Source organism: Roseateles sp. FW301-B2 (genome assembly GCF_058788955.1).
This window is the reverse complement of sequence record NZ_JBYTBE010000036.1, coordinates 26,664-52,233: the sequence shown is the minus strand read 5'-3', so window position 1 is coordinate 52,233 and position 25,570 is coordinate 26,664. Positions and strand designations below refer to the sequence as shown.

Genomic DNA, 25,570 nt, shown 5'->3' with positions numbered 1-25,570 from the left:
CACCCGCCCTGCCCGTCTCAAGCCACTGGCTTGCGGGCTGAGCCTGTGCGCGGGTCTGCTGGGCAGCGGGGCCTGGGCACAGCAAGCGCCGCAAAACCTGACCCCACCGCCCGGCACGATGACCGGCGCCTACGGCCAGAGCCTGCTGCAACAAGCGCCCGCGGCCGTAACGCCGGCCCCGGCGACAGCTGGCCAAAATGCCAGCAACGCCACCAACGCCACCGACGCCGTCTCGCGTTTTCTGCAGGAGCGCGGCCTCCTGAGCCAGGCGCAGCTGGAGTCCAACAAATTCCTCAGCTCGGTGCGCGATACCGCCTCCGACCTGGTGCTGTCGGCGATGAACTTCCTCGGCGTGCCCTACAAGCGCGGCGGCAATTCGATCGACAGCGGTTTCGATTGCAGCGGCTTCACCCGCCACATCTTCGAAAAGAGCGTGGGCCTGGTGCTGCCGCACCGCGCCGACGAGCAAGCCCGGCTCTCCAGCCTGATGCCCATCAAGCAGGACGAGCTCAAGCCCGGCGATCTGGTGTTCTTCAACACCATGCGCCGCACCTTCTCGCATGTGGGCATCTATGTGGGCGAGGGCAAGTTCATCCACGCCCCGCGCACCGGCAGCTCCGTGCGCGTGGAAGACATGCGCGAGGCCTACTGGGCCAAGCGCTTCACCGGCGCGCGCCGCGCCGACCTGGGCAGCGCGGTCGACGCCAGCACCTTGCTGCGCTGAGCGCCCCCGAAGGGGCCCGCGCACAAGCGGCCAAGGGTTCTCTTGATGACCATCAAGCCGCCTGCCGTGCGAGCATGGCAGCATGATGATCTTCATGCCCAACAAACATACCGAGAAAGCCCTGCAGGAGTCGCGCCGCTTCGGCGTCAAGCCCGTGCCCGTGCTGCGCCCACTGGGCTGGCTGGCGCGCGGCTGGGCCGATCTGGTGCATTGCCCCGGCCCCTCGCTGCTGCATGGCCTGGTGCTGGCGCTGGCCGGCGCCGCCATCTTCATGCTGGCGCGCCACCGCTTCTGGCTGCTGGCCGGCGCCTTCAGCGGCTTCCTGCTCGTCGCCCCCATCCTGGCCACCGGCCTCTACGCGATCAGCCGTGAGCTGGAGCGCGGCCGGCGCGCGACGCTCGCCACCGTGCTGCAGGTCTGGAAGCCGCGCGACGGCCGCCTGGTGGGCTTCGGCCTGCTGCTGGCCCTGGCCGGCAGCGGCTGGGTGCTGACCTCGGCGGCGCTCATCACCGGCTTTGCCGGCGTGCCCATCACCAAGCCGCTGGATTTCGTGCGCCATGTGGTGCTGAACGAGGGCTCGCACCTGTTCGAAGCCTGGCTGGCGCTGGGCGCGGTGCTGGCCGCGCCGGTGTTCGCCTCCACCCTGATTGCCGTGCCGCTGCTGCTGGATCGCCAGATCAGCGTGCTGGGCGCCGTCTTCACCAGCTGGCGCGCGGTGATGGAATACCCGGCGCCGGTGGCGCTGTGGGCCGCCCTCATCATGGCCCTGACCCTCGTGGGCATGGCCACCCTGATGCTGGGCCTGGTGGTGATCCTGCCCTGGCTGGGCCACGCCAGCTGGCATGCCTACCGCGACCTGGTGGATACCTCGGGCATGGCCCGCATCGATTGACCAGGGCCTACTAACACTGCGTTTGCCAGATGCGTTGCCACCAGAAAAGCCGTGAACTAGGCGCAAACCGAAGCCGGGGCCACTCCCCCGGCGAGGCTTTGCAACGACGTGCACGGCCTTTCTGGTGGCACCCCGAAGGGAACGGGGCTGGCAGGGCCCATCTCGTCGTTGAACTCCTCACCCAGGCAGAAAGCCTGGGCTTCGTAGTCCGCCTAGACCTGGGCCCTGCCGGCCCCGTTCGCACTGGCGAACGCAGTATTCGTAGGCCCTAAAGACCTGACCCCATGTTCGGATACTCGGAAGAGCAGATCGCGCAATTCGGCCTGACGTTCGGCGTCACGGCCTTCATGCTCTACATGGTGTTCATCATCCTGCAGCTGGCGCGCGAGTCCAAGGCCGGCAAGTTCGGCACCTTCATCCTGCTGCTGGGCCTGGGCTTCGGCCTGGTAGGCTTTGCCGCCAAGGGCCTGATCAAGTACTTCCTGAGCGGCCTGGGCGAATGAGCAATAGCAACAAAGCCGGCACGCGCAGCTTCCGCCACTCGCTGTTCGAGGATGCCCAGGCCCTCATCACCGGCACCCTGTTCGTGGCGCTGGGCGTGGCGCTGTTCAAGCAGGCCGGCATGCTCACCGGCGGCACGGTGGGCATCGCCTTCCTGCTGCACTACGCCAGCGGCCTGCCCTTCGGCGCGCTGTTCTTCTGCCTGAACCTGCCTTTTTACTGGCTGGCCTACCGCCGCATGGGCCTGGCCTTCACGGTCAAGACCGTCTGCGCGGTGACGCTGATGTCGCTGCTGGCCGAGGTGCTGCCGCGCTGGCTGCAGTTTGCGCAGCTGAACATCTGGTTTGCCGCGATTGCCGGCGGCTTGCTGATCGGCGCCGGCATGCTGATCCTGTTCCGCCACAAGGCCAGCCTGGGCGGGCTCAACATCCTGGTGCTGTTCCTGCAGGAAAAGCGTGGCTGGCGCGCCGGCTACGTGCAGGCGGCGCTCGACGCGGCGATCCTCCTGAGTTCGCTCGCCTGGGTGGCGCCGGAGCGCATCGGCCTGTCGCTGATCGGCATGGCGGCCATGAATGCCGCGCTGGCGGTGAACCACCGTCCCGGGCGCTATCTGGCTATTTGAGATCCCCAGCCAGGCTGGCCAGGGTCTCGGCCGGGATCTGGCCGTGGATCGGGTAGTTGGCGTGGTCGCAGCCCAGCTTGGCGGCCGCGCCGGCGCGCAGCGCCTCGCGCATCGCGGGCGTGAACTCGAAGCGCACGAAATGCACGGCCGAGGTCTTCTCGGCGTTCTCGCGCTCCAGATCCTCGTCGGCGATCGCGTAGACCCGTGCATGGCCCTCGACCTCGACGAACAGGCGGTCCTCCACGCCGATCAGCCGCGCCAGCTCGCGCTTGCGCTCATGCGGGTCGGGATACTCGAGCAGCATGGTGGCCTTCCAGTTCGTGCCATCGGGCACCAAGGGCAGGTAGGCGTCCAGCTCGCCCTGTATGCCCTCCTCCTCGAAGATCTTCTCGATGCGCAGCATCTCCTGGATCTGATAACGGATGGTCTGCTCGTCCTCGAACTGCAAGCTCATGTGCTCGCCCAGGGCCACGCTGCGCAGGCGGCGGTGCGCGATCACCGCGCCGTGGTGCTGCTTGCGGTGCCGGGCATAGGCCTCCAGGGTCATGAGGCTGTCGCGGGTGATGGTCATGTGCTCGCTCGTCTTGCTAGGTCAATCCATAGGCCATGCGCAAGAGGCTCAGCGGGTGAGCCAGATGCCTGGCCGGCGTGCCGGCCTGCTGCATGCCCTGGGCGATGTGGTGGCCGGCCAGCGCGCAATCGCTGGCGATATGGTCGGGCTCGTCCTTGGCCATGGCCTTGAAGACCGGCTTGCCGATCTTCATCGCCACCGGGTGGTAAGGCGTCTTCACGCCATAGGTGCCGGCATGGCCCGAGCAGCGCTCCACGGTGTTGAGCTGCACGCTCACCGTCTGGCCGATCAGCTTGAACATCTCCTCGGTCTTGCGGCCGATCTTCTGCACCCGGCCATGGCAGGGGATGTGGTAGCTGACCTTGCCCAGCGCGGCCTTGAAATCGGTTTTCAGCAGGCCGTCCTTGTGGCGCGCGATCAGGTACTCGAAGGGGTCCCAGACCGCCTCCATCACCAGCTGCACATCGGCCTCGTCCGGGAACATCAGCGGCAGCTCCTGCTTGAACATCAGGGTGCAGCTGGGAATGGCCGAGAGGATGGCATAGCCCTCGCGCGCATAGCGCGCCAGCACCGGGATGTTGGCGTCCTTGTGCTTCTCCACCGTGGCCAGATCGCCCAGCTCCAGTTTGGGCATGCCGCAGCATTTCTCCTTCTCGACGATCACGTAGGGGATGTCGTTGTGGGCCAGCACCTTGAGCAGGTCGTGGCCGATGCCGGGCTCGTTGTAGTTGATGTAGCAGGTCGCGAAGATCGCCACCTTGCCGGGCGTGCGCTCGCCATGCGTGGCCGGGCCCTCACCTGCACTTTTGGCCGCGCCCCAGCGAAAGCGCTGGCCGGCCAGCTCGGGCATCCAGGCCTCGGGATGCACGCCCAGGGCCGCGTCCATGGCCTTGCGCGCCACGCGGGTCTTGTTGACGGCATTCACCAGCTGCACCACCACCGGGATGCCGGCGAACTGGCCGTGCACATCGGTCGAGGCCAAGAAGCGCTCGCCCGCGCCCACCTCGCCCTTGCGGAACTTGATCGCCTTGGCACGCAGCATGGTGTGCGGGAAGTCCAGGTTCCAGACATGCGGCGGCACATAGGGGCACTTGGTCATGTAGCAGAGGTCGCAGAGATAGCACTGGTCCACGACCTTCCAGAAGTCCTGCTTGGCCACGCCGTCGAGCTCGCCGGTCTTGCCCTCGTCCACCAGATCGAACAGCGTCGGGAAACTCTGGCACAGGCTCACACAGCGGCGGCAGCCATGGCAGATATCGAAGATGCGCTCCATCTCGTGCAGGCATTGCTGCTCGTCGTAGAAGACGGGGTTCTTCCAGTCCAGCGGGTGCCGGGTGGGGGCTTCGAGATTGCCTTCGCGCTTGCTCGTCATGCAGTTGCTCCCGCATACAGGGGCGGCGTCCTGAAAACTTGTTCAGGGCGCCGCCACAGCCCTCCTCACATGTCTACCAGGGCATCCAGGGCCTTCTGGTAGCGGTTGGCATGCGAGCGCTCGGCCTTGGCCAGCGTCTCGAACCAATCGGCGATCTCGTCAAAGCCCTCGCTGCGTGCGGTCTTGGCCATGCCCGGGTACATATCGGTGTACTCGTGCGTCTCGCCGGCCACCGCGGCCTTGAGGTTGTCGCGCGTCGGCCCGATCGGCAGGCCGGTGGCCGGGTCGCCCACGGCCTCGAGAAACTCCAGATGGCCATGCGCATGGCCGGTCTCGCCCTCGGCGGTGGAGCGGAACAGCGCGGCCACATCGTTCTGGCCCTCGATGTCCGCCTTGTTCGCGAAGTAGAGGTAGCGTCGGTTCGCCTGCGATTCACCCGCAAACGCGTCCTTCAGGTTCTGCTCGGTCTTCGATCCTTTCAAGCCCATGTCGCTCTCCAGTGATGGTTGGTCGGTCGGTGGCTGCCTGAGAGGCCCGAAACTGCGACACCCGGCAGCACAGGGCGACGCTAACTCAAGCCACCAGGGCCCGCCAATACCAAGAATCAATCTGGCTCATAGCAGTGCGCTATACCAGCGCAGGTCCAGCAGCTTGCGCGCCAGCTGGTGGCTGCGCCCCTGCGGGTCGGCCAGGTCGTGCAGCACGGTGAAGTGGTTGAGCCCGGGCAGCGTCTCGCACACCGGCACCGCACGCTCGCCCCAGGCGCGGCGGATGGCGCTGTTCTGCTGCAGGAACTCCTCGCTCTCGGCCCCGCCCACCAGGGCGTAGAGGGGCGAATCGGGGGCCGGGAAGTTCACCGGGCTGAGGCGGCGCACCGCATCGGCGCCGAGCTGCAGGTCGCGCTGCAGATAGGGCGTCTGGCGGAGCGGCGCCAGATCATGCAGGCCCGAGAGCGAGAGCACGCCCTTGACCAGCTGGCGTGGCAGGTCGGGCGCCACGGCCTTCCAATCGCAGCAGCTCAGCATCGCGGCCAGATGGCCGCCGGCCGAATGCCCGGCCAGCACGATCTGGTTCGGGTCGCCGCCGAAATCGGCGATGTTGCGCCACACCCAGGCCAGCGCCTGGGTCAGCTGCAAGGGGATGCGCTCCATGCTGACGCCCGGGCACAGGCTGTAGTTGGGCAGCACCACCAGGGCACCCTCGTCGGTGAAGGCGGGCGCGATGAAGGAATGATCGGCCTTGTCCAGCGCACGCCAGTAGCCGCCATGCAGGAACACCAGCACCGGCGCCTTGGCGCTCTCGGTGCGGAACAGGTCCAGGCGCTCGTCGGGCCCGGCGCCGTAGGCCAGGTCCGGCTCGCAGGCCAGCTGCTCGCGCACCAGTTGCGAGGCCCGCTGCCAGCGCTCCAGCAGCACCGCGCTGTCGGCCACGCGGGCACGGTTGTTGTACTGGGCATCGAACCATTCGGGCGACCGGCTGGACATGAAATCCTCCGCAAACAAGCATCAAGACCCGGTAGTTTCCCCAGGTCCACCGGGCGAACGCTACCGCAAAAGCCCTAGGACTCTGGCTATACTTTCTCTGCGTCGGGGGGGTAGCTCAGCTGGGAGAGCGCCGCGTTCGCAATGCGGAGGTCGGGAGTTCGATCCTCCTCCTCTCCACCACCATCACCATCGTCGGCAGCTCAGCGCTGTGCGCCTTGACTCATAAAGCTGCCGGCTTGGCAGCTTTATGGGCTTCTGGAGGCGTCGGCAAGGTTATGAATACCACCCGCCCGGGCCGGGCATCGAAGGAATAGCCCTTGCGCCTCCGCAGCCGCGCGCCACTTTGACGTGGGCGACAGGGTGCGCTTGGCGTTTGAATCGCGCTGCCCTCTGACCTGATCTCGCCTCCGGTGGCTCGAGCAATGGCTGGGCAACGGCATCGCGCTTTGTGAGCCAGGAGTGCTCAGGTTGCCAGTTGGTCCAGTGCGCGCTGCGCCGCCACGCCGGTGTTGTAGGCAGCGCGGGCGCGCTCGCCCGCAAACACCTGATCCAGTGCCAGCCAGTCGGCATCGATCAGGTAGCGCTGCGCGGCCGGCAGCACCACGCCCTCCTCGCGGCCCAGATGCTCCCAGACGAACTCGGCATAGGCCTGCAAGTGCTGCTGCAAGGCCTGCCAGTCGCTGCGGCCGGCCGCGGCGGGGGACTCCAGCCGCGCCACGTCGTCGGCCAGTTGCTGCAGCAGCTCGTGGTCGCGCTCGTGTTGATGGTCCAGTTCGTCGAGCTCGGCGTTCAGCGTCAAGGTGCGCTGGCGTATCAGCGGGAACAGATGCTCGGACTCCTTGGGATGGTGTTGCTGGAAGGAAAACTCGGTCAGGAAGGCCAGTGCCGCCCGCATCGCCGCGGCGCTGGGCAGGCGCTCCGACTGCAGGCGATCCAGCCAGGCGTGCAGCACCGCGGCCAGGGCCCGGTGCTCGTCGCGGATCACGGCCAAGGCCCGCGATGGTGCCGGCAGCTCGCCGGTGGACGCCACCAGCACCGGCAGGCCGGCGTCGCGCAGCACCGCCAGCGTCTGCGAGCCCAGCGCCATGCCCAGTCGGCCATGCCGGCCATGCGAGGCCATCACGATCAGGTCGCAGCCGAGTTCGTGCGCCGCCTTCACGATGGCAGCTGCAACCTGATCGCCCACCGCGTGGTGGCTGCTGCAGGGCACGCCCAGCGCACGCGCGGCGGCGCTGGACTTGGCCAGCAGCTCGCGCGCATAGCCGCCCACGGCCAGGGCATGGGCTTCGGGCGCGGCGGCGCGCAGGATCTCGAGATCGCTGGCCAGATGCGCCGCATGGTTCGGCAGGGCATGGAAGAAGCTCACGCGCGCGCCCAGGCTGCGCGCCAGTGCCACCGCCTGGCCCACCAGGTCGATGGCAAGCTCGGTCGCGTCGACCGGAACGAGTAGGTGCTGGTACATGCGCGTCTCCCTCTTGAGGCTTGACCTTCATGCTAGGCAGCGCGCGCGCTGGCCTCCCCACTCTCGTCGGGGGGGCCACAGCACCAAGCAAGCTGGCGCCAGCCCCGCGGTTAGGATCGGGCACCTGCACGCCGCTCCAACCCCGCCTTGCTGCCGCCCGCCCCCGACCTGCTGCTGAAAGTGACGCCGCCGCGCGTGCCGCGCCAGCTGCTGGCGCGTGTGGCCTTGCAGATCGCCGGGCCGCGCCTGCGCGACGCCGCCAGCCTGCTGGTGCAGGCCCCCGCCGGCTATGGCAAGACCAGCCTGCTGGCGCAATGGCGGCTCGAGTTGATCGGCCATGGTGGCGTGGTGGCCTGGTTCTCCAGCCAGCCGCAGGACGACGAAGCGCGCCTGCTGCAAGGCCTGACCCTGGCGGTGCGCCTGGGCGCCAGCCGCCCCGCATTCGGCCAGCATCTGCTGGATGCGGGGGTGCAACAGGAGCCGCTGGAAGGCGTGACGCGTTGGCTGGCCGAGCTGGCCCAGGCCGCGCTGGACCTGACCCTGGTCATCGACGAGGCCGACCGGCTGCCACCCGCCAGCCGCGCCCTGCTGGCCTATCTGCTGCGCAACCAGCCCCCCAATCTGCGCGTCATCGTGGCGGCGCGCGCCGATTGCGATTTGGGCATGGACGACTTGCTGACCTATGGCCAGGCGCTGCGGCTTGAGCCTGCCGAGCTGCGCTTCAGCCTGGCGGAGGCGCTGGACCTGGCGCGCCAACGCCTGGGCGAGCGGCTGGACCTGGACATGGCGGCGCGGCTGCACGAACTCTGCGAGGGCTGGCCACTGGGCCTGCAACTGCTGCTCACCGCCCTGGCCAAGGGCGCCGACGCACGCGCTGCACTGAGTTCGCTGCAGGGCAGCGGCAGCCTGCGGCAGCAGCTGCTGGAGTTGCTGCTGGCCAATCTCTCGGAAGCCGACGTGCGTTTTCTGGAGGATGTGTCGCTGGTCGATCACCTGCACCCCGCGCTCTGCGCGGCGCTGAGCGGCCGCGCCGACGCCGCCGATTGCCTGGCCCGGCTGGTGCGCGACACCCCCCTGCTCAGCTGTGCCGAAGACAGCGACTGGCTGCGCCTGCATGCGCTGGCACGCGAACGCCTGCGCGAACGCGTGCAGGCCCGCCCCGCGGCCGAGCTGGCCGCCTTGCAGCAGCGCGCCGCCGCATGGCTGGAATCGCGCGGCATGCTGGAAGCTGCGGCCCGTCATGCCTGGGCCGCGGGCCAGCGCGACCAGGCCCTGGACCTGGCCGAGCGCAGCGTCTACGAGGCCCTGACCCGCCATGGCCACCATGCCGCGGTGCTGGAATGGCTGGCACGCCTGTCGCACGAGGAGCTGCAGCAGCGCCCGCGCCTGCAGCTGGCCGCCGCCTGGTCGCTGGCGTTGAGCGAGCATCACGAGGCCGCCGGCCAGGTGGTGGCACGCATCCTGGCCCAGCCGCGGGTGGACGAAGCCCTGCGCTGCGAATGCGCGCTGATACTCAGCGGCGCGGCCGTCTATGCCGATGACCCCGACCGTTTCGCGGCCCTGCACGATCCCTGGGCGCAGCAACCGCCGCTAACCGACCCCTTGCTGCTGCAGATTCATGCCAACCGCAGCGCCTTCCGCAGCCTGCTGGCGGGCGAGCCCGCGCTGGCGCGCCTGCGCCTGCAGGAGGCCAACGCCCTGGCGGGCGGTGGCAGCCGCTATCTGGCCCACTGGGCCGATCTGATACGCAGCATGAGCTGCTTGTGGGAAGGCCAGGTACACCAGGCCGAGGCACAGCTGCGCATGGCCCTGCGCCATGCCGAAACCGAGCTGGGCCGGCGCAGCACCTTTGCCTGCATGCTCGCCGCCCTGCTGGCCGCCGCGCTGTGGGAAAAGAACCAACCTGCCGAAGCCACCGCCCTGCTGGCCAATCGGCTCGACATCCTGGAACGCAGCGGCCTGCCCGAGACCGTGCTGCTGGGCTACCGCAGCATGGCGCGCATCGCCAATGCCGCCGGTGCCGAGCATCGCGCGCTGGAGTTGCTCGCCGCGCTGGACGCGGTGGGCCAGGCACGCCGGCTGCCGCGCTTGCGCATCGCCAGCCTCACCGAGCAGATGCGCCTGCACGCGGGGCGCTTCCGCAGCGAGACCTGCCGCGCCCTGCTGGTTCAGCTGGACGAGTTGCTGGCCGCGGCCGACCATCCGTCCGGCCCGCTGTGGCAGGGCAATGTGGCCATGCTGGCGGCGCTGGCGCGCGGCCATGCCGCCATCGCGGCGAAGGACTGGCGCACTGCCGCCGGCCTGCTCGACGCCGCCGTGAGCGGCGCCCAGGCGCTCAAGCTGGGGCGTTTTCGCATCGAGGCCCAGGCCCTGCGCGCCTATGCACTGGACCGTTGCGGCGAACGCGGCGCCGCGGCCCTGATGCGCGAGGCCATGGACCTGGCGGCCAGCCATGGCCTGGCGCGCGTGTTCATCGACGCCCACCCCGAGCTGGGCGATTGGGTGCGCCAGCTGCAGGCCGGCGACGAACACCCCACCACGAGCGTGCCGCGCGGTGTGCTGGCCGGCGCCATGCGCGTGCCGGCAGCCACCGAGGCCGCGCGGCCCCGCGTGGCGCCCAGCATGGCGCTCACGCCCAAGGAGCGCGAGGTGCTGGACCTGCTGGCGCGCAACCTCTCCAACAAGGAGATCGCGCTGGCCATGCAGGTGGGTGAAGAGACCATCAAATGGCATGTGAAGAATCTCTTCGCCAAGCTCGACGCCGGCACGCGCAAGCAGGTGGTGGGGCGCGCCCGCATCCTCGGCCTGCTGCCACCGCTGGAATAGCGCCCCCCTCTGCGATGGGGGGGCCATCCGGCCTCTCGCTCCTTACGCTGCGACCAGCAAGGTGCCATCCGCACCTCCCGATCGCCCGCAACCAGGAGCCCCCACATGAACTTCCTCGACGGTTCCCTGTTCCCCGAGAACCAGGACAAGCTCGTCATCACCGCCGCCCCCTATGGCCCCGAATGGATCCCCTCGGACTTTCCGGAAGACATCCCGGTGACCATGGAGGCGCAGGTCCAGAAGGCGGTCGACTGCTACAACGCCGGCGCCACCGTGCTGCACCTGCATGTGCGCGAGCTCGACGGCCGCGGCAGCAAGCGCCTGTCGATGTTCAACGAACTCATCGCCGGCGTGCGCAAGGCCGTGCCCGAGATGATCATCCAGGTCGGCGGCTCGATCTCCTTCGCCCCGGAATCCGAAGGTGCGGCCGCCAAATGGCTGTCCGACGATACTCGCCACATGCTGGCCGAGCTGGAGCCCAAGCCCGACCAGGTGACGGTGACCGTCAACACCACGCAGATGAATGTGGTCGAACAGATGGACGCCCGCGACATCGCCGGCACCTCGCTGGCCGAGCCCGCAGGCTTCCGCGCCTACTCCAACATGATCGTGCCCTCCGCGCCCGACTTCTTCGAGGAGCATGTGCAGCGCCTCACCAAGGCCGGCATCCAGAGCGCCTTCCAGTTCTACAACGTCAACAGCTACGAGACGGTCGAGCGCCTGATCCGTCGCGGCATCTACAAGGGCCCGCTGGTGTGCAACTGGGTGGCCATCGGTGGCGGCATGGACCAGCCGACCATCTACAGCCTCGCCAACTTCCTGCGCGCCGTCCCCGACGGCACCATGCTGACGGTGGAAAGCAGCATGCTCAACACCCTGCCCATCAACATGATGGGCATCGCCATGGGCCTGCATGTGCGCTGCGGCATCGAGGACAACCTCTGGAACCAGACGCGCACGGCCAAGATGACGACGGTGCAGCAGATCGAGCAGCTGGTGCGCATCTCGCGCGAGTTCGGCCGCGAGATCGCCAGCGCCAAGGAGGCGCGCGCGATCTGCAAGATCGGCGTGTTCTACGACAGCGTGGAGCAAACCCTGGCCGCCAATGGCTATGCGCCGAACGCGGCCGGCCGCCAGCAGGGCCATCTGCGCAAGGCGGCGGCCTGATCATGGTGGCGGCCACGGTCCTGATCGTTCCGGGCCTGCGTGACGAGGTCGCGCAGCATTGGCAGACCCTGCTGGCGGCGCAGTTGCCGCGCGTGGTCTGCGTGCCCGCCATGGGACGCGAGGACCTGGATTGCGCGCGGCGCGTCGCAGCCATCGAGGCGGCAGCGCAATCGGCGCAAGGGCCGCTGGTGGTCATCGCGCACAGCGGCGGCTGCATCATGCTGGCGCATTGGGCGCAACGGACGCGGCGCGCCGTGCAGGGCGCCCTGCTGGCCACACCGCCGGACTTCGAGCGGCCCATGCCCCCCGGCTACCCCGACATCGCCGCACTGCAGGCGGGCGGCTGGCTGCCCGTGCCACGGCAGCCCCTGCCCTTTCGCAGCATCGTCGCGGCCAGCCGCAACGACCCGCTGGGAGACTATGCGCGGGTCGCCGCACTGGCCACGGACTGGGGCGCCGAACTGATGGACCTGGGCGAGGTCGGTCACCTGAACCCGGCCTCGGGCTACGGGCACTGGCCGCAAGGCATGAGCTTGCTGCAGGGCCTGCTGCGATGAATTGACGCCCTCGCGTGCCAAGTTGTCAGGGACTCGACAGCGCGGACGGTGATGATGCGGCCCTTGCCGGCCACAAATCCGGACAAGAGCAGCCATGGGAGCTACCGGTGCCAACGAAGCGCCGTCGCTGGGGCATGCCGTGCACACGAGCACCCAACACAGCCCGCCGCACGCGTCGGGCATGCAGCAGGCCTTGCGCATGGGCGTGGCCGCGCTTGCCTATTACCTGGCAGCGCGCCTGGGCCTGCTGATTCCCTACATCGGATCGCATGTCTCGCTGATCTGGCTGCCTACCGGCATCGCGCTAGCAGCCTATCTGCGCTGGGGTAGCTCGATGGCGCCAGCCATGCTGTTGGCCGCCTTTCTGATCAACTACCAGATCGGCACGCCCGCCTGGGCGGCTGCCGGCATGGCGGCCGGCAATGCGCTGGGCCCCTGGCTAAGCGCCAGACTGCTCGGCCGCTTGGGCTTTGACGCGGCACTCACGCGCCGTGCCGACCTGGGCCATTACCTGCTGGCCGTGGCGCTGGGCATGCTGGTCACCGCCAGCAATGGTTGCGCCTGGCTGCGCATGGCGGGCTTCCTGACCGCCGAGCAATGGGCACCGGCCTGGATCACCTGGTGGACCGGCGATGCGGTTGGTGCGCTGCTGGGCGGCATTCCGCTGGTCGCGATGTCGCGCGCCAGCATGCGCAGCAGCTTCGCCGGCCGCCGTGGCCGTTTCAACATGGGCTTGCTGGGCCTGGTACTGGGCTGCGGACTGCTGACCTTCTCGCCCTGGACGGCGCCCTCGACGGCCTTGACCTTTCCCCTGCTGGCACTGCCCTTGTTCCTGATGGCCGTGCTGGCGCTGCGCGCCGGCGTGCTGGCGGCCTCGCTGGCGGTGTTGCTGCTGTCGGGCACGGCCGCCTGGGGCACTGCAAGCGGCATTGGCCCCTTCGCCGGATACGACGCCCACGCCGGGCTGCTGGCCCTGTGGAGCTACGTCACCGCCCAGGTCTGCACCGGCGTGCTGATTTGTGGCCTGGCGGCCGAGCTGTTGGCCAGCCAACGCCAGCAACAGGCGCAGTTCCAGCATGCCAGCGAAGGCATTCTGGTGGTCGATCCGGAAGGCCAACTGACGGCGCTGAACCCGAAGGCCCGGCTGATGCTGGAGCTGGCGCCGAAAGAGCCGCCTGGCACACCCGGCTTGGCGCTCACGCAACTGCCCAATGGCAATGGCACAGCTCTTGCCGAATGCCTGCAACAGCCGGCGGGCCAGCCGCGCCTGCTGACGCTATGCCGCAGCGATGGCCGGCGCCTCGAGGTGGAGGCCCAGACCGCACGCTACCGCGATGCGCGCGGCCGCCAGTTGTCGCAGCTGCTGCTGCGCGACGTGACCGAGGGCCGCGAGGCCCAGGCCAGGCTGGCGGCCAGCGAGGAGCGCCTGCGCGCCATCACCGACAGCGCGCCCGCGCTGATCGCCGATCACGATCGCGAATTCCGCTACCGCTTCGCCAACCGCACCTACCAGGACTGGCTGGGCATCGCGCCCGATACCGTTCTTGGGCAGACCGTGGCCGCGGTGCTGGGCGACGCGGCTTGGGCCGAGGTGCGGCCGGCCATGGAAGCCGCACTGCGCGGCGAAGCCGCGAGCTACGAGCGCCACATCCAGGGCCGGGCCGAGGAGCGCTGGATCCACGTCGCCTTGGTACCCAGGCGCGACGCCGCCGGGGCGGTGGACGGCTTCTACGCCCTGGCCAGCGATATCACGCCGCGCCGCCGTGCCGAACAGGCGCTGCGTCAGAGCGAGCAGCGCCTGCGCAGCATCACCGATCAACTGCCCATGCGCGTGTCCTATGTCGGCGCGGACGAGCGCTATCGCTTCATCAACCTGGCCTACGAGCGCGCCTTTGGCCGGCCGCGCCACGAGCTGCTGGGCCTCACCGTCCGCGAGGTGCTTGGCGCGGGCGCGTACGGCGAGGCCGCACCGCACATCCGACGCGCGCTGGCCGGCGAGACCGTGAGTTTCGACAGCGAGATCACCACGCGCGAAGGCTACCGCTGCTACCGCGCCAGCTACCTGCCCCAGTTCGCCGACGACGGCCGCGAGGTGCTGGGCTTTGTGGCGATGATTCTGGACACCACCGCGCAGAAGCAGGAGGAGCGCCGCCTGATCGAGCTGAGCCAGTCCGACAGCCTCACCGGCCTCCTGAACCGTGCCGGCTTCGAGCAGCGCGCGCATGAGGCCGTGCAGCGCTGCCAAAGCGTGGGCGGCACGATGGCCCTGATGCTGCTGGACCTGGACGGCTTCAAGCAGGTCAACGACAGCCTGGGCCACCTGGCCGGCGACCTGCTGCTGCGCGGCTTCGCCGGCCGGCTGTCGCGCAGCCTGCGCGGCGCCGACATCGTGGCCCGCCCCGGCGGCGACGAGTTCGCCGTCATCGTCGAACAGCTGGCCGCGCCGGCCGACGCTGCCACCATCGCCGGCAACATCGTGCAGGCGATGCGCGCACCCTTCGTGCTGGAAAACCGCTCCGTCCACATCAGCACCAGCATCGGCGTGGCGCTGTATCGCGGCGAGCCGGGGGCCACGCCGCGCGATATCAGCAAGCGCGCGGACAACCTGCTCTACGCGGCCAAGGCCGGCGGCCGCGACCGTTTCTGCATCGACGCCGCGGATGCCCTCTGCACCCCGTGAGCAGCTGTGCCTATCGAGTCAGACCGTGGGCCACGAACAGCCTCATGCCCGAGCCTGCACCACGCGGTTGCGCCCGCCAGCCTTGGCGGCATAGAGCGCCTGGTCGGCCTGCCTGACAAGCGACGCGGTCTGTAGTTCCAGCGCAGGGCCACCGGCCTGCGCATCCGGCTGCAGTGTCGCAATGCCAATGCTCACCGACATCGGTCGCCCCTGCGCCGCCAGATGCTGCTCACGCGCCACCTGATCCATGTGCCCATGCAAGCGCTGCGCCACGCGCAAGGCGCTTGCTGCATCGGTTTCAGGCAGCAGCACGGCGAACTCCTCGCCCCCGTAGCGGGCCACCAGATCCGAGCCGCGCTGCAAGGTAGCCTGCAGGCCCTGGGCGACGGCTCGCAGGCAGGCGTCGCCGTCCACATGACCATGCTCGTCGTTGAAGGCCTTGAAATGGTCGATGTCCATCATCAGCAGCGACAGCGGTCGCCCCATGCGCAGGCAGCGCCGCCATTCCTGCTGTAGGCCGGCATCGAAGGCCCGCCGGTTGGCAATGCCGGTCAGCCCGTCCAGCAGCGTGATCCGCTGCAGCGTGCCGGCCAGCTGTACCAGCTGCCGGTACAGCAGCCCGCTCTCCACCAGCAACACGAACAGTACAAAACTCGACGCCATCAAGCCGTAAACGCGCCCGGCATAGAAGCCCAGGTCAAAGCGTCCCTGGTTCAGCATGGCCGACAGCGCGATATCGATCAGCCAAGCCACCATGACCACCATGAGCCACAGGTCCAGCACCGAATGAGGCCGCCCCAGCCACAACAGGATCAGGGCCGCAACGCTGCAGCACCAGACGGTGCCGACCACAACGAGCATGGCCGGCGTGTAGCGGTGGCCAGCCATGATTTCGGGTAAGACCTGGGCCCAGCGTGTGGCCAGCAGGGTCAGCAACAGCACCGGCAGCGCCAGCACCAGCAGCAGGCCCAGGGTCTGCGGCCAGATGCGGGCGGTCGCCGGTACACGGGGATCGGGCAGCCGTTCGCTGCGCTTCAGCAAGGCATAGGCGCAGACGAACAAGGGGAAGCCGCCATGCCAGAACATATAGAGCCAGGCCGTGCTCTGCGGGCCGGCGCCCAGCAACCCGCCGGCAGCGAACAGCCCAGGGAAGCTGAGCGCATGGACCATGGTCATCTGCGCCGTGAACAAATAGGCCGCAGCCAGCACGAACAGCGAGCGGGCGCGCAAGGTCAGGAACTGGTTCAACAACAGCGCCGCCGTGATCAGGTCGGTGACGATCAGGGCAGCCTCATAGGCCGGAATAAAGGCCCACAAGGGTGTGAGCTGCGTCTTGGCCAGCGGCGCCAGCACCAGGAATAGCAGCAGGGAAATGAGCACCATGGCCAGCGCCACACGGCGCTCGGTGCGCCCGGCCGTCAACGTTGACAGGAACAGGGCCTCCTGTTTGAGCAACCGCTCGGGCATCGCCACCTCGTCTCGCTCTTCTAGGGCCTGCGCTGCATGGGCGCGGGCTCGGCGGACTCCCAACCTGCCTTGTACTCCGCCGGCGACACGCTTTCAATCGCCGATTCAGGGCGGGGTCGCCGCGCCAGGCCGCACCGGCCCGACGGTTGGACCCGGCACAGCCCCTGGCCCGCCGGTTCGAGCACCTGGGCTGAGGGCAGGAAGCCCTGCCGATCGCGCAGGGAAAAGGCGGCGAAGCCGATCGAGCAGCCGACGGCGATGGTCGCTTGCAGGCGTGCCGCGGTATGGCCTGCGCCCACCGCGACGGGGTTCAGCACCTGCGCCGGCTCGGCGCCCAGGCACTGCAGCCATCGCAGTGCGACTCGATCATTGGCCCAGCAGCAGATCCTGCGCCGCGACGCCCACCGACATTCAGTGCAAGGCCTTGGCGCCCGGCAGCAGCCAATGCGACAACGCCGGGATCAGCAGCACCGCGCCGACCATGTTCCAGATGAACATAAAGGCCAGCAGGATGCCCATATCGGCTTGGAACTTGATCGGGCTGAGCGCCCAGGTCACCACGCCGGCGGCCAGCGTGACGCCCACCAGCACCACCACCTTGCCGGTGAACTGCAGCGAGCGCCGGTAGGCCTCGCGCAGCGGCACGCCCAGGCGCTGCTGGGCCAGTTGCACCGACAGCAGATAGAGCGCGTAGTCGATGCCGATGCCCACGCCCAGCGCGATCACCGGCAGCGTGGCCACCTTCACGCCGATGCCCAGGGCGACCATCAGGGCCTCGCACAGCACCGAGGTGATGACCAGCGGCACCACCGCCACCACCACCGCGCGCCACGAGCGGAAGGTGATGAAGCTCAGCACGATCACGGCGCCATAGACCAGCAGCAGCATCTGCGTCCAGGCCTTCTTCACCACCTCGTTGGTGGCGGCCTCGATGCCGGCGCTGCCGGCGGCGAGCAGGAACTGGCGTTCCGCGCCGCTGTGCTCGCGCGCAAAGCCCTCGGCCGCGGCGGACACGCGCGCCAGCGTGTCGGCGCGGTGGTCCGAGAGATAGGCGATCACCGGCATCACCGAGCAGGCGGTGTTGAAGAGATCGGGGTTGTTGACGCTGGCCTGCTGGGCGGCATAGTTCAGCACGTCCTGGTTGCGCGTCAGCGTCAGCCACTTGGGCGCACCCTCGTTGCTGCCGGCGGTGATCTGGCGCACCGCGTTCGTCAGCGCCACCGTGGTCTGCACACCGGGCAGCTGCTGCAGCTGCCAGGCCAGGCGGTCGGCCTCGATCAGGGTCTCGTACTTGAGGCAGGCCTCGGGCGGCGTCTTCACCATCACCGCGAAGGTGTCGCTGGAGAGCGTGTAGTGGCCGGTCACGTAGGCGTTGTCGCGGTTGTAGCGCGAATCGGCGCGCAGCTCGGGGGCGCCGGGGTCGAGGTCGCCGATCTGCAGATGCCGGCTGGCCGCATAGCCGCCCAGCAGCAGCAGCGCCGCCACCGCCAGGGTGGCGTTGGCCCAGCGACGCTCGACAAAGCGCTCCAGCAGGCTCCAGTTGCCCTTGGACCCCGCCGCCTCCCGCGCCGCTGCGCGCGCGCTCACGCCTACATAGGAGAGCAGCACCGGCAACAGCAGCAGATTGGTGAAGATCAGCACCGCCACGCCCAGGCTGGCGGTGAGCGCCAGATCCTTGATGACCTCGATGTCGATCACCATCAGCACGCCGAAGCCCACCGCATCGGCCAAGAGCGCGGTGAGGCCGGCCAGGAACAGGCGGCGGAAGGTGTAGCGCGCGGCCACCAGGCGGTGCGCGCCGCGGCCGATGTCCTGCATGATGCCGTTCATCTTCTGCGCCCCATGGCTGACGCCGATGGCGAACACCAGGAAGGGCACCAGGATGGAATAGGGATCGAGCTCGAAGCCAAGCGCCGCCACCAGGCCCAGCTGCCACAGCACCGCCACCAGCGAGCAGGCGATCACCAGCACGGTGCTGCGCAGGCAGCGCGTGTAGGCATAGATGATGGCGGCCGCGACGGCCGCCGCCAGCGCGAAGTACAGCGCGACCTGGTAGAGCCCGTCGATCAGCTCGCCCACCAGCTTGGCGAAGCCGATCACATGCACCTGCACCGCACCCGCGGATTCCGCCTGGCTGCGCAGCTGCTCGATGGCCCTGGACAGGGCGTGATAGTCCAGCGGCTTGCCGCTGGCGGCATCCTGGTCCGGCAGGGGCACGACCAGCATGCTGGACTTGAAGTCGGTGCCCACCAGATTACCGACGATGCCGGCGCGCGCGATATTGGCGCGCAGCTGCTCGGTGGCCTGGGGGCCGCCGTCGTAGTTGTCTGGCATCACCGGCCCGCCGCGAAAGCCCTCTTCCGTCACCTCGTTCCAACGCACGCCCGGCGCCCACAGCGACTTCAGCCAGGCGCGGTCGACGCCCGGCAGCAGGAACAGCTCGTCGTGCAGCTTCTTGAGGCTCTGCTGGTACTGCGCATCGAAGATGTCACCCTTGGGATTGGCCACCACGATGCGCAGCGCATTGCCCAGGCCGCGCAATTCCACCTTGTTGGCCAGGTAGGCCTGGATATAGGGGTGGCTGCGCGGAATCATTTTTTCGAAGCTGGCATTCAGCCTGAGCTTGGTCGCCGCGCTCCAGCCCAGCAGCAGGGTCGCCATGAGGCACAACAGCAACATGCCGAGCCGGTGATTGAACACCAGGCGCTCCAGGCGCGAGCCGGAGCTCGGGTCGAATTGCGCCAGCGACCCGGGCAGGTCTTCAACAACAGGGGTCGGGCCGTGCATGCGGATTCCTTTGCTTGCCGCTCAGGGCAAGGAGATGGTCTGGGCGCCGCGCGCACCCACCAGCACCAGGCTGCGCGGCGCGCCTTCGGCCAGCGCCGCGGCCGGCAGGGTGCGTTCCAGCTTGAGGGCCTGGAAGCTCTGGCCGGCATCGCGGCTCAGCAGCAATTGGCCGCTCTGGCTCGCCAACAGCCAGCCGCCGTCGGCCAGCCGGGCATGGGCCGTCAGCCCGGCCTGCACGCCGGTGGGCACGGTGCTCCAGCTGCGGCCGGCGTCGGTGCTGCGCAGCGCGTTGCCGCGCAGCCCATGCACCAGCAGCATGGCCGCGTCGCCGGTGATGCCGAACAACGTGCCCTGGTAGGGCAGGCTCATGGCCTCGAAGCGGCCGCTCTGGGCATTGAGCCTGAGGGCCAGGCCCTGCTCGCCCACGGCATAGACGCTGCCGGCCAGGCCGCGCACCGCATACAGATGCAGGGCCTTGGGATTGTCGGCCAGGTGCAGCAGCGGCTCCCAATGTTCGCCGCCGTCGCGGCTCTGCAGAAAGAGCCCGAAGGCGCCCACCGCATAACCCTGTCGGGCGTCGGCAAACCAGACATCCAGCAGCGGGTTCTCGGCCCCCTGCGCCGCAAAGCGCCGGGCGTCCGCAAGTGCGGCCTCCAGGCGCTTGCGCTCGGCCGGCGGCGCGGCGTCGAGGGCCTGCTCGTAGAAGGCCACCATCTGCGCACCGAGCCGGCGGCCATCGAGCTGGCGGCGCCAGCTCTTGCCGGCATCGCTGCTGGCGAGGATCACGCCGTCATGGCCCACCGCCCAGCCGAGTTGCGCGCTCGGGAAGCTCAGCGCCAGCAGGTCCGAACTGAGCGGCACCGCGGCCTGGTGCCAGGTCTTGCCCTGGTCGTCCGAGTAGAGGATATGGCCGCGCTGGCCCGCCGCCACCAGCCGCGCGCCGGCCTTGGCCAGTGCCGCCAGCGGCGCACGGGATGCCAGCGTGCTGGGCTGGGCCGGGGTGTCCAGCACATCCTTGAAGGGCTGGGCCGCCAGGCCGCTGCCACCGGCCATGGCCAGCAGCAGGGATAGCAGCAAGGTGCGGCGGCAGGGCATGGCCATGGTGCTGCTCGCTCAGCGCACGCCGGCGCCGGCCAGCGAGTCGGCCGTCCACTCGCGCTCGGGCAGGGGCTTGCTGTGACGCAGGCCGCCGGTCTCGGCGATGTAGCCGGTGATGGCGTAGACGCCGCCGATCAGGTCATAGTGCCCGAACATGTCGGTATAGGGCGCGGGCAGGTCGTAGCTGGGTGCCATGTAGGCGAAGCCGGCGCGGTAGAGCTGGCCACGCGCGTCATAGGCGTCGGAGGCCACCGCGGCCCAGGAGTCCTCGTCCAGGTAGAAGTTGCGCTTGCTGTAGATGTGGCGCTTGCCCTCGCGCAGCGTGGCCTCCACCACCCACACGCGGTGCAGCTCCCAGCGCACCAGGTCGGGGTTGAGGTGCTTGGGCTTGAAGAGCTCGTCCTGCTTGGACTGGTAGACCGCCGCATAAGCGTTGTAGGGCACCAGCATCTCCTTCTTGCCGACCAGCTTGAAGTCGTAGCGGTCCATCGAACCGTTGAAGAGGAAGATGTCGTCAAAGGTCGAGGCGCCGGCCGTGCCGGGGTTGGGCGTGTCGAAGGCCAGATCGGGCGCCACCTTGACGCGGCGCTGGCCGGGCAGATAGCTCCAGGCGCGGCGCTCCTTCTGGCCCACGTCCAGCGGATCGACAATCAGCAGTGCCTCGCCGGCGCGGCGCGAGGGGCCGGTATAGCTCAGCTTGATGCGCCAGTAGGTATCGGCACTCTGCTTGGCGGCATCCCAGTAGGGATACTCCTGCACGCTCTGTCCCTCGGTCGCCAGGGTGGCACGGCCACTGGCATCGACGCTGAGGTTGCGGTACTTGGACTCGTAGGCCTGGCCATTGAAGCGCAAGAGGTGGTTCCACATCGCCTCATAGCCCGTCTTGGGGATGGGGAAGGGAAAACCGGCGTGGGCGTCCGAGATGCTGCGGCCATCGGCGCTGGTCTTGGCCTTGAGCGCGATCTTGGCAGTGTTGTCGGTGACCCATTTCGGGAAGGCCACGCTGCGCTGCGTCGGGTAGACATCGATGCGGAAGCTCGGGTACTTCTGCAAGAGGGCCTTGCTGCCCTCGGTGAGCTTGTCCGCATATTGCGCCATGTTCTTGGCGTCCACCGAGAACTTGGGCTTGTCGGCGGCAAAGGGGTTCGGGCGCATGCCGTCACCGGCCTTGAAGCCGGCCGGCGCCGAGGTGAGGCCGCCGGTGTAGGCGGGGATGCTGCCATCCTTGTTACCGGCCTTCTCGGCGCCCACGGCGGTGAGCGTGCTGCCGAGCTGCTTGGCTTCCTCGGCGCTGATCGCGGCCAGGGCGGGCAGGCTGCCGGCGGCCATCAGAGCCACCAACACGCGCTGGGAGAGTTGCTTGCTGTTCATCATCGCGATCCTCAGAAAGTGGTCTTGAAGGTCAGGCTCACGAAGCCGCGGTCCTGCAGCAAGGTGGTGAAGCCGTTCTGGGCGGTGACGGCCACGCCGTTGTCCTTGTAGACACCGATGTAGTCGACGAACTTGAGGTCGAAGCGGTACTGCTGCTGCACATCCAGGCTCAGCCCCAGGCTGAGATTGCCCATGCGCTCGTTACCGCCGAACACGGTGGCGGCATTGCCGCGCAGGCCCACCGAGAAGGCCAGTGGCGCCGACAGATCCACGCCCGGCAAGACCTGGAACCAGGTCGGCGTGAAGCCCAGGCCCACGCCCAGATAGCCCTTGGTGGTGCAGCCGTCCCACAGGTCCTTGCCCTTGCAAGGCGCAAAGCCGACGGCATTGAAGAGGTTCTCGCCACTGCGCACGCGCGTCCACTTGGAAGCGGTGAACTCCAGCATCCAGCTGGCCGAATCCCAGGCCGGGGTCTTGCTGACCACGCCCAACAGGTTCACCAGCGCATGCAGGGTGTCGCCACGCGGACCCTTGGTCTGGCCGGCGTCGGGCAGGCCCGGCGAGATGCCCAGCACCTGGCTGGACAGCGGCGTGTTGCGGCGCGCCGAGAACTCGGCCCCCAGGCTCACGCCAGCAATGCTCTTGGCCAGGCTCACGCCATAGAGACGGATGCCGTCGGCGTAGATGAGGTTGTAGCGGCTGTTGTTGGGTGCCACCTGGGTGATCAGGCTTTGCGGCATCTTGTCGGCGAAGTCGCGCACATAAAAGCCCAGGGTGCCGTCCAGCCAGGCGGGGCTCCAGCGTGCCGACAGGCCCCACTCACCACGCTGCTTGGGCTGCACCGCCGCGCCATGGGCGGCGAAGCCCAGGCCGGCGGAGATGAACTGGCGGTCCGGGCCGTTGAAGGCAAAGTCCACCGGGCCCAGATAGGTGCCGCCCTCGGGGTAGCGGAAGGACTCCCACTGCAGCATGTACTGGCCGGCCAGCGACAGCGTGTCGCTCACCTGCGCCTGCACGGACAGCTGGTTGAGCGGGCGGAACAGCTCCTTGGCCTCCACGCCCGGGGTGGCAAAGCCCTTCTGCAGGTCCAGCGGGTTCTGCGCGTAGGCGATGCCATGCAGATTGCCGCCCAGCAGCAGCGACTCGCCCCAGTACACGGTGTGGCGGCCCAGCTTGGCCTGCACCGGCACCTCGCCGATGTCGACGCCGCCGAACACGAAGGCGTCCATGAACTCGCCAGAACCACCGCGATAGAAGCGCTGGATGTAGGGGCTGTAGGTCTTGCCCGCGTAGCTGGGGATAGCGGTCAGCGGCGCATTCGGGTTGCTGCGGCTCTGCGTGCCATAGGCATAGTCGCGCCAGGCCGTCGCGCTGACGCGCGCACCGAAGCGCTTCTTGTAGACCAGATCGAACTCGGAGAGCAGGTCGATGCGCTTGGCCACCGCCTCGCCCTTGTCGAAGCTCCAGCTGCCCTCGTCGGCCACGGCGGAGTTGCCGATCTTGCTGTCGCGGCCTTCGACGCGCTGCGCGTAGTTCAGGCGCAGGGTGTTGTCGAAGCGCATCGACAGATCCGGGTTGCCCGCGTCGATCTCGAAGGCCTGGGCAGACCCGGCCAGCGTGGCCATGAGCAGCGTCGCCGCAGCGACGGGGTGGCGGCGGGCAAGGCACGCGCTCGGGTGTTGCAGTTGAGCTTTCTTCACTGTGTCTCCGCTTCTAGGTGGCTGGAATCGAACCGCTGTCGCGCCACGCGCAACAAGCCAGGTTCATGAAGAAAATTTTGTGGGCCGCCCCCTTCGTCACCCCCCCTCTTGGCAGGGGGGCTAGGGTCAGTGCGGAGAGGGCGGCGGGCGCGCACACCGCGCCCGCCGGCAAGACCTCACGGCTACGGCAGTTGCAGCAAGGGGCTGCAGGGTTTTGCGTCGTCGCGCGGGCCGCCTCAGTACGGCAGGTCGCCCATGATGCCGGCGCGCTCCATCTTGCGATGGCAGGGCGGGTAGTCCATCACCGCGTAATGCTGGGTGCTGCGGTTGTCCCAGAAGGCCATGCTGTTGGGCTTCCAGCGCCAGCGCACCTGGTACTCGGGGATGTAGACCTGGCTGATCAGATAGGCCAGTAACTGGCCGGCGCCGGGGTTGGCATCCTGGCCGAAGCGCACATGCTCGGGCGTGTGGTAATTGCTGAAATGGGTGGTGAAGGCGTTCACGAACAGCAGCTTCTCGCCCGTCTCGGGATGGGTGCGCACCACCGGGTGCTCGGCATCGGGGAACTGTGCCTTCAAGGCCAGGCGCTTTTCGAGCGTCATGGCGGCACCGAAGCTGGCTTCAATGCTGTGGCGGGCGCGCAGGCCAGCGATCTTGGCCTTCACGTCGGCTGGCAGGTTCTCGTAGGCCAGCACCATGTTGGCCCACATGGTGTCGCCACCCACCGGCGGGCATTCGATGCAACGCAGCACGCAGCCGAAGGGCGGTTTCTCGCGCCAGGTGGCGTCGGTGTGCCAGGCGTTCTCGTAGCGGTCGTTGGGCGCATCGGGCGACTTGTAGATGCGCACCAGCCCCGGGTGTTCCGGGTCGCTGCCGGCCACCGGGTGATCTTCCAGTTCGCCGAAGCGGCGTGCGAACGCCACATGCTCGGCGCGCGTGATGTCCTGGTCGCGGAAGAACAGCACGCGGTGCTTGAGCAGCAGGCCACGGATCTCGGCCATCAGGCCATCGTCGCGCGCGGCTGCACCAAGATGCACATTGGACAGCTCCGCGCCGATGCTGCAGGTCAGGGGTTCAACCCGCATGCTGCGCGTCAGGGAGGCGGCGCCGATCACGGCGGGGCTCATGGATTCTTGGCTCATCTGTGTGTCTCCGGTGGCCAATGGTGATTGTGTTGCGGATCAGTATGGAAGGCTGGTAGTCCTCCCGCTTGACTTCAGAAGACCGCCACTTACCATTTCACGCCACGCCTCCAGCCCCGTATGAACGCTCTCGTCCGCGCCGCCGCTCTCACCAACTATCTGGACGTCGCCGGCAGCGTCGGGCTGGACGCGATGCGCCAGTTGGCCGATGCGGGCCTGAGCGCTGCGGTACTGCGCACGCCGGATCTGAAGATCCCCGTCGAACGGGTGGCCGATCTGCTGGAACGCTCGGCCGCCACGTCGGGCTGCGAGTCCTTCGGCCTGCGCATGGCCGAGACGCGCCAGCTGTCCAACCTCGGCCCGGTGGGCATGCTGATACGCGACCAGCCGACCCTGCGCGACTCCCTGGCCGTGCTGCTGCGCTACCACATGGCCCTCAACGGTGGCCTGGCCCTGGTGATCGAGGAAGCCGCCGGTGTGGTGGTGATCCGCGAGGACGTGGTGGTGGGCCGCAGCGGCCCGGTGCGCCAGAGCGTCGAGTTGGCCATCGGCGTGATGCTGCGGCTGATGCGGCAATTCCTGGGCGGCGACTGGCGGCCGCGGCGGGTCTGCTTCACCCATGCCGCACCGGCCGACATCGGCACCCATATGCGCGTGTTCGGCCCCTGCGTGGAATTCCGCCACGATTTCAACGGCATCGTCTGCGGCCGCCAGGACCTCGACACCCCCAATCCGAGCGCGGATCCGGCGATGGCCCGCTACGCCCAGCAGCTTCTCGACACCACGCTGCGCGAGCAGGACGGCGCCCCGTCGCTGCTGGACGATGTGCGCAGCACCGCCCTGCTGCTGCTGCCCAGCGGCCGCTGCAGCATCGAGCAAGTGGCGGACCAGCTGGGCGTCGTCTGCCGCACGGTGCAGCGCCGCCTGGCCGACCACGGCACCAGCTTCTCGGAGGTCGTCAACAAGCTGCGCACCGAGCTGGCGCATCGCCATGTCGATGACAGCGAGCGGCCGCTCACCGAGGTGGCGGCGCTGCTGGGATTCTCGGCACCCAGCGGTTTCTCGCGTTGGTACACGGCGCAGTTCGGCCGCAGCCCGAGTCAGGCGCGCCAGGCGGCGCGGCGCGACGGTTGATGCACGCTGGCCG

At 68.5% G+C, this 25,570-nt stretch carries 21 protein-coding genes and 1 tRNA gene; 10 read left to right on the top strand and 12 right to left on the bottom strand.

Translation table 11 applies throughout. The features are described 5' to 3' along the window. The 4 genes from AC3WQY_RS20390 to AC3WQY_RS20375 all read left to right on the top strand — a co-directional run. Positions 1 to 724, top strand: a 724-nt coding sequence (locus AC3WQY_RS20390; protein WP_492710370.1) for a C40 family peptidase, incomplete at its 5' end; no start/stop codon positions are given. 94 nt (positions 725 to 818) lie between these two features. Further along, positions 819 to 1,616: a DUF2189 domain-containing protein gene (locus tag AC3WQY_RS20385; RefSeq protein WP_285232591.1), complete on the top strand. Its 798-nt coding sequence runs from the start codon at positions 819 to 821 to the stop codon at positions 1,614 to 1,616. 284 nt (positions 1,617 to 1,900) lie between these two features. Then, positions 1,901 to 2,119, top strand: coding sequence for a DUF2788 domain-containing protein (locus AC3WQY_RS20380; RefSeq protein WP_285232592.1), 219 nt, complete (start codon positions 1,901 to 1,903; stop codon positions 2,117 to 2,119). Continuing rightward, complete coding sequence (locus tag AC3WQY_RS20375) at positions 2,116 to 2,739, top strand: YitT family protein (RefSeq protein WP_285232593.1); 624 nt, start codon at positions 2,116 to 2,118, stop codon at positions 2,737 to 2,739. The genes AC3WQY_RS20380 and AC3WQY_RS20375 overlap by 4 nt, the downstream gene beginning before the upstream one ends. Here the strand turns inward: AC3WQY_RS20375 and AC3WQY_RS20370 are convergent. The 4 genes from AC3WQY_RS20370 to AC3WQY_RS20355 all read right to left on the bottom strand — a co-directional run bounded on the left by AC3WQY_RS20370 (position 2,732) and on the right by AC3WQY_RS20355 (position 6,166). After that, the gene (locus AC3WQY_RS20370; RefSeq protein WP_492710369.1) at positions 2,732 to 3,310 is read right to left on the bottom strand and encodes a DUF3501 family protein; all 579 of its coding nucleotides are present in this window, start codon (positions 3,308 to 3,310) and stop codon (positions 2,732 to 2,734) included. The two genes, AC3WQY_RS20375 and AC3WQY_RS20370, sit on opposite strands and share 8 nt — an antisense overlap. Before the next feature lie 16 nt (positions 3,311 to 3,326). Next, on the bottom strand, positions 3,327 to 4,682 hold the full coding sequence (locus AC3WQY_RS20365) for a (Fe-S)-binding protein (protein ID WP_492710368.1): 1,356 nt from the start codon (positions 4,680 to 4,682) through the stop codon (positions 3,327 to 3,329). A 65-nt stretch (positions 4,683 to 4,747) separates the two neighbouring features. Next, positions 4,748 to 5,170 carry a rubrerythrin family protein gene (locus AC3WQY_RS20360; protein ID WP_285232596.1) on the bottom strand — a complete coding sequence of 141 codons (423 nt, stop codon included), beginning with the start codon at positions 5,168 to 5,170 and terminating at the stop codon, positions 4,748 to 4,750. Between the two features lie 126 nt (positions 5,171 to 5,296). Continuing rightward, on the bottom strand, positions 5,297 to 6,166 hold the full coding sequence (locus tag AC3WQY_RS20355; RefSeq protein ID WP_492710367.1) for an alpha/beta hydrolase: 870 nt from the start codon (positions 6,164 to 6,166) through the stop codon (positions 5,297 to 5,299). Positions 6,167 to 6,270: 104 nt separating this feature from the next. On the opposite strand from AC3WQY_RS20355, the gene AC3WQY_RS20350 reads away from it, so the two are divergent. After that, a tRNA-Ala gene (locus AC3WQY_RS20350) sits at positions 6,271 to 6,346 on the top strand. A gap of 283 nt (positions 6,347 to 6,629) precedes the next feature. Here AC3WQY_RS20350 and AC3WQY_RS20345 read toward each other — a convergent pair. Continuing rightward, entirely contained in the window at positions 6,630 to 7,628 is a 999-nt protein-coding gene (locus tag AC3WQY_RS20345; RefSeq protein ID WP_492710365.1) for a universal stress protein, read from the bottom strand. 147 nt (positions 7,629 to 7,775) lie between these two features. On the opposite strand from AC3WQY_RS20345, the gene AC3WQY_RS20340 reads away from it, so the two are divergent. From AC3WQY_RS20340 to AC3WQY_RS20325, 4 genes are all read left to right on the top strand, one after another. Beyond that, on the top strand, positions 7,776 to 10,454 hold the full coding sequence (locus AC3WQY_RS20340; protein ID WP_492710363.1) for a winged helix-turn-helix domain-containing protein: 2,679 nt from the start codon (positions 7,776 to 7,778) through the stop codon (positions 10,452 to 10,454). A gap of 105 nt (positions 10,455 to 10,559) precedes the next feature. After that, positions 10,560 to 11,621, top strand: coding sequence for a beta-keto acid cleavage family enzyme (locus AC3WQY_RS20335; protein ID WP_492710361.1), 1,062 nt, complete (start codon positions 10,560 to 10,562; stop codon positions 11,619 to 11,621). Positions 11,622 to 11,623: 2 nt separating this feature from the next. Beyond that, positions 11,624 to 12,178, top strand: a complete 555-nt coding sequence (locus AC3WQY_RS20330) for an RBBP9/YdeN family alpha/beta hydrolase (protein WP_492710360.1) — start codon at positions 11,624 to 11,626, stop codon at positions 12,176 to 12,178. 94 nt (positions 12,179 to 12,272) lie between these two features. Further along, positions 12,273 to 14,858, top strand: coding sequence for a sensor domain-containing diguanylate cyclase (locus AC3WQY_RS20325; protein ID WP_492710359.1), 2,586 nt, complete (start codon positions 12,273 to 12,275; stop codon positions 14,856 to 14,858). A gap of 42 nt (positions 14,859 to 14,900) precedes the next feature. Here AC3WQY_RS20325 and AC3WQY_RS20320 read toward each other — a convergent pair whose 3' ends face one another. From AC3WQY_RS20320 to AC3WQY_RS20290, 7 genes are all read right to left on the bottom strand, one after another. Beyond that, positions 14,901 to 16,325 carry a GGDEF domain-containing protein gene (locus AC3WQY_RS20320; protein WP_492710358.1) on the bottom strand — a complete coding sequence of 475 codons (1,425 nt, stop codon included), beginning with the start codon at positions 16,323 to 16,325 and terminating at the stop codon, positions 14,901 to 14,903. 20 nt (positions 16,326 to 16,345) lie between these two features. Continuing rightward, entirely contained in the window at positions 16,346 to 16,642 is a 297-nt protein-coding gene (locus AC3WQY_RS20315) for a hypothetical protein (RefSeq protein ID WP_492710357.1), read from the bottom strand. Positions 16,643 to 16,736: 94 nt separating this feature from the next. After that, positions 16,737 to 19,112 carry an efflux RND transporter permease subunit gene (locus AC3WQY_RS20310; RefSeq protein WP_492710356.1) on the bottom strand — a complete coding sequence of 792 codons (2,376 nt, stop codon included), beginning with the start codon at positions 19,110 to 19,112 and terminating at the stop codon, positions 16,737 to 16,739. A gap of 21 nt (positions 19,113 to 19,133) precedes the next feature. Beyond that, positions 19,134 to 20,213 carry a WD40/YVTN/BNR-like repeat-containing protein gene (locus AC3WQY_RS20305; protein WP_492710355.1) on the bottom strand — a complete coding sequence of 360 codons (1,080 nt, stop codon included), beginning with the start codon at positions 20,211 to 20,213 and terminating at the stop codon, positions 19,134 to 19,136. A 12-nt stretch (positions 20,214 to 20,225) separates the two neighbouring features. Further along, entirely contained in the window at positions 20,226 to 21,581 is a 1,356-nt protein-coding gene (locus AC3WQY_RS20300; RefSeq protein WP_492710353.1) for a DUF1329 domain-containing protein, read from the bottom strand. 11 nt (positions 21,582 to 21,592) lie between these two features. Next, the gene (locus tag AC3WQY_RS20295; RefSeq protein WP_492710351.1) at positions 21,593 to 23,281 is read right to left on the bottom strand and encodes a DUF1302 domain-containing protein; all 1,689 of its coding nucleotides are present in this window, start codon (positions 23,279 to 23,281) and stop codon (positions 21,593 to 21,595) included. A 236-nt stretch (positions 23,282 to 23,517) separates the two neighbouring features. Continuing rightward, positions 23,518 to 24,366 (bottom strand): TauD/TfdA dioxygenase family protein, encoded by an 849-nt coding sequence (locus AC3WQY_RS20290; RefSeq protein WP_492710371.1) that lies wholly within the window; start codon positions 24,364 to 24,366, stop codon positions 23,518 to 23,520. 177 nt (positions 24,367 to 24,543) lie between these two features. On the opposite strand from AC3WQY_RS20290, the gene AC3WQY_RS20285 reads away from it, so the two are divergent. Further along, entirely contained in the window at positions 24,544 to 25,557 is a 1,014-nt protein-coding gene (locus AC3WQY_RS20285) for an AraC family transcriptional regulator (RefSeq protein ID WP_492710350.1), read from the top strand. The last annotated feature ends 13 nt before the right edge of the window (positions 25,558 to 25,570 follow it).

Coding starts and splice junctions, on each gene's coding strand:
- AC3WQY_RS20385 (WP_285232591.1), top strand. CDS start 819: ATGCCCAACAAACATACCGAGAAAGCCCTGCAGGAGTCGCGCCGCTTC.
- AC3WQY_RS20380 (WP_285232592.1), top strand. CDS start 1,901: ATGTTCGGATACTCGGAAGAGCAGATCGCGCAATTCGGCCTGACGTTC.
- AC3WQY_RS20375 (WP_285232593.1), top strand. CDS start 2,116: ATGAGCAATAGCAACAAAGCCGGCACGCGCAGCTTCCGCCACTCGCTG.
- AC3WQY_RS20370 (WP_492710369.1), bottom strand. CDS start 3,310: ATGACCATCACCCGCGACAGCCTCATGACCCTGGAGGCCTATGCCCGG.
- AC3WQY_RS20365 (WP_492710368.1), bottom strand. CDS start 4,682: ATGACGAGCAAGCGCGAAGGCAATCTCGAAGCCCCCACCCGGCACCCG.
- AC3WQY_RS20360 (WP_285232596.1), bottom strand. CDS start 5,170: ATGGGCTTGAAAGGATCGAAGACCGAGCAGAACCTGAAGGACGCGTTT.
- AC3WQY_RS20355 (WP_492710367.1), bottom strand. CDS start 6,166: ATGTCCAGCCGGTCGCCCGAATGGTTCGATGCCCAGTACAACAACCGT.
- AC3WQY_RS20345 (WP_492710365.1), bottom strand. CDS start 7,628: ATGTACCAGCACCTACTCGTTCCGGTCGACGCGACCGAGCTTGCCATC.
- AC3WQY_RS20335 (WP_492710361.1), top strand. CDS start 10,560: ATGAACTTCCTCGACGGTTCCCTGTTCCCCGAGAACCAGGACAAGCTC.
- AC3WQY_RS20330 (WP_492710360.1), top strand. CDS start 11,624: ATGGTGGCGGCCACGGTCCTGATCGTTCCGGGCCTGCGTGACGAGGTC.
- AC3WQY_RS20325 (WP_492710359.1), top strand. CDS start 12,273: ATGGGAGCTACCGGTGCCAACGAAGCGCCGTCGCTGGGGCATGCCGTG.
- AC3WQY_RS20320 (WP_492710358.1), bottom strand. CDS start 16,325: ATGCCCGAGCGGTTGCTCAAACAGGAGGCCCTGTTCCTGTCAACGTTG.
- AC3WQY_RS20310 (WP_492710356.1), bottom strand. CDS start 19,112: ATGCACGGCCCGACCCCTGTTGTTGAAGACCTGCCCGGGTCGCTGGCG.
- AC3WQY_RS20305 (WP_492710355.1), bottom strand. CDS start 20,213: ATGGCCATGCCCTGCCGCCGCACCTTGCTGCTATCCCTGCTGCTGGCC.
- AC3WQY_RS20300 (WP_492710353.1), bottom strand. CDS start 21,581: ATGAACAGCAAGCAACTCTCCCAGCGCGTGTTGGTGGCTCTGATGGCC.
- AC3WQY_RS20290 (WP_492710371.1), bottom strand. CDS start 24,366: ATGCGGGTTGAACCCCTGACCTGCAGCATCGGCGCGGAGCTGTCCAAT.
- AC3WQY_RS20285 (WP_492710350.1), top strand. CDS start 24,544: ATGAACGCTCTCGTCCGCGCCGCCGCTCTCACCAACTATCTGGACGTC.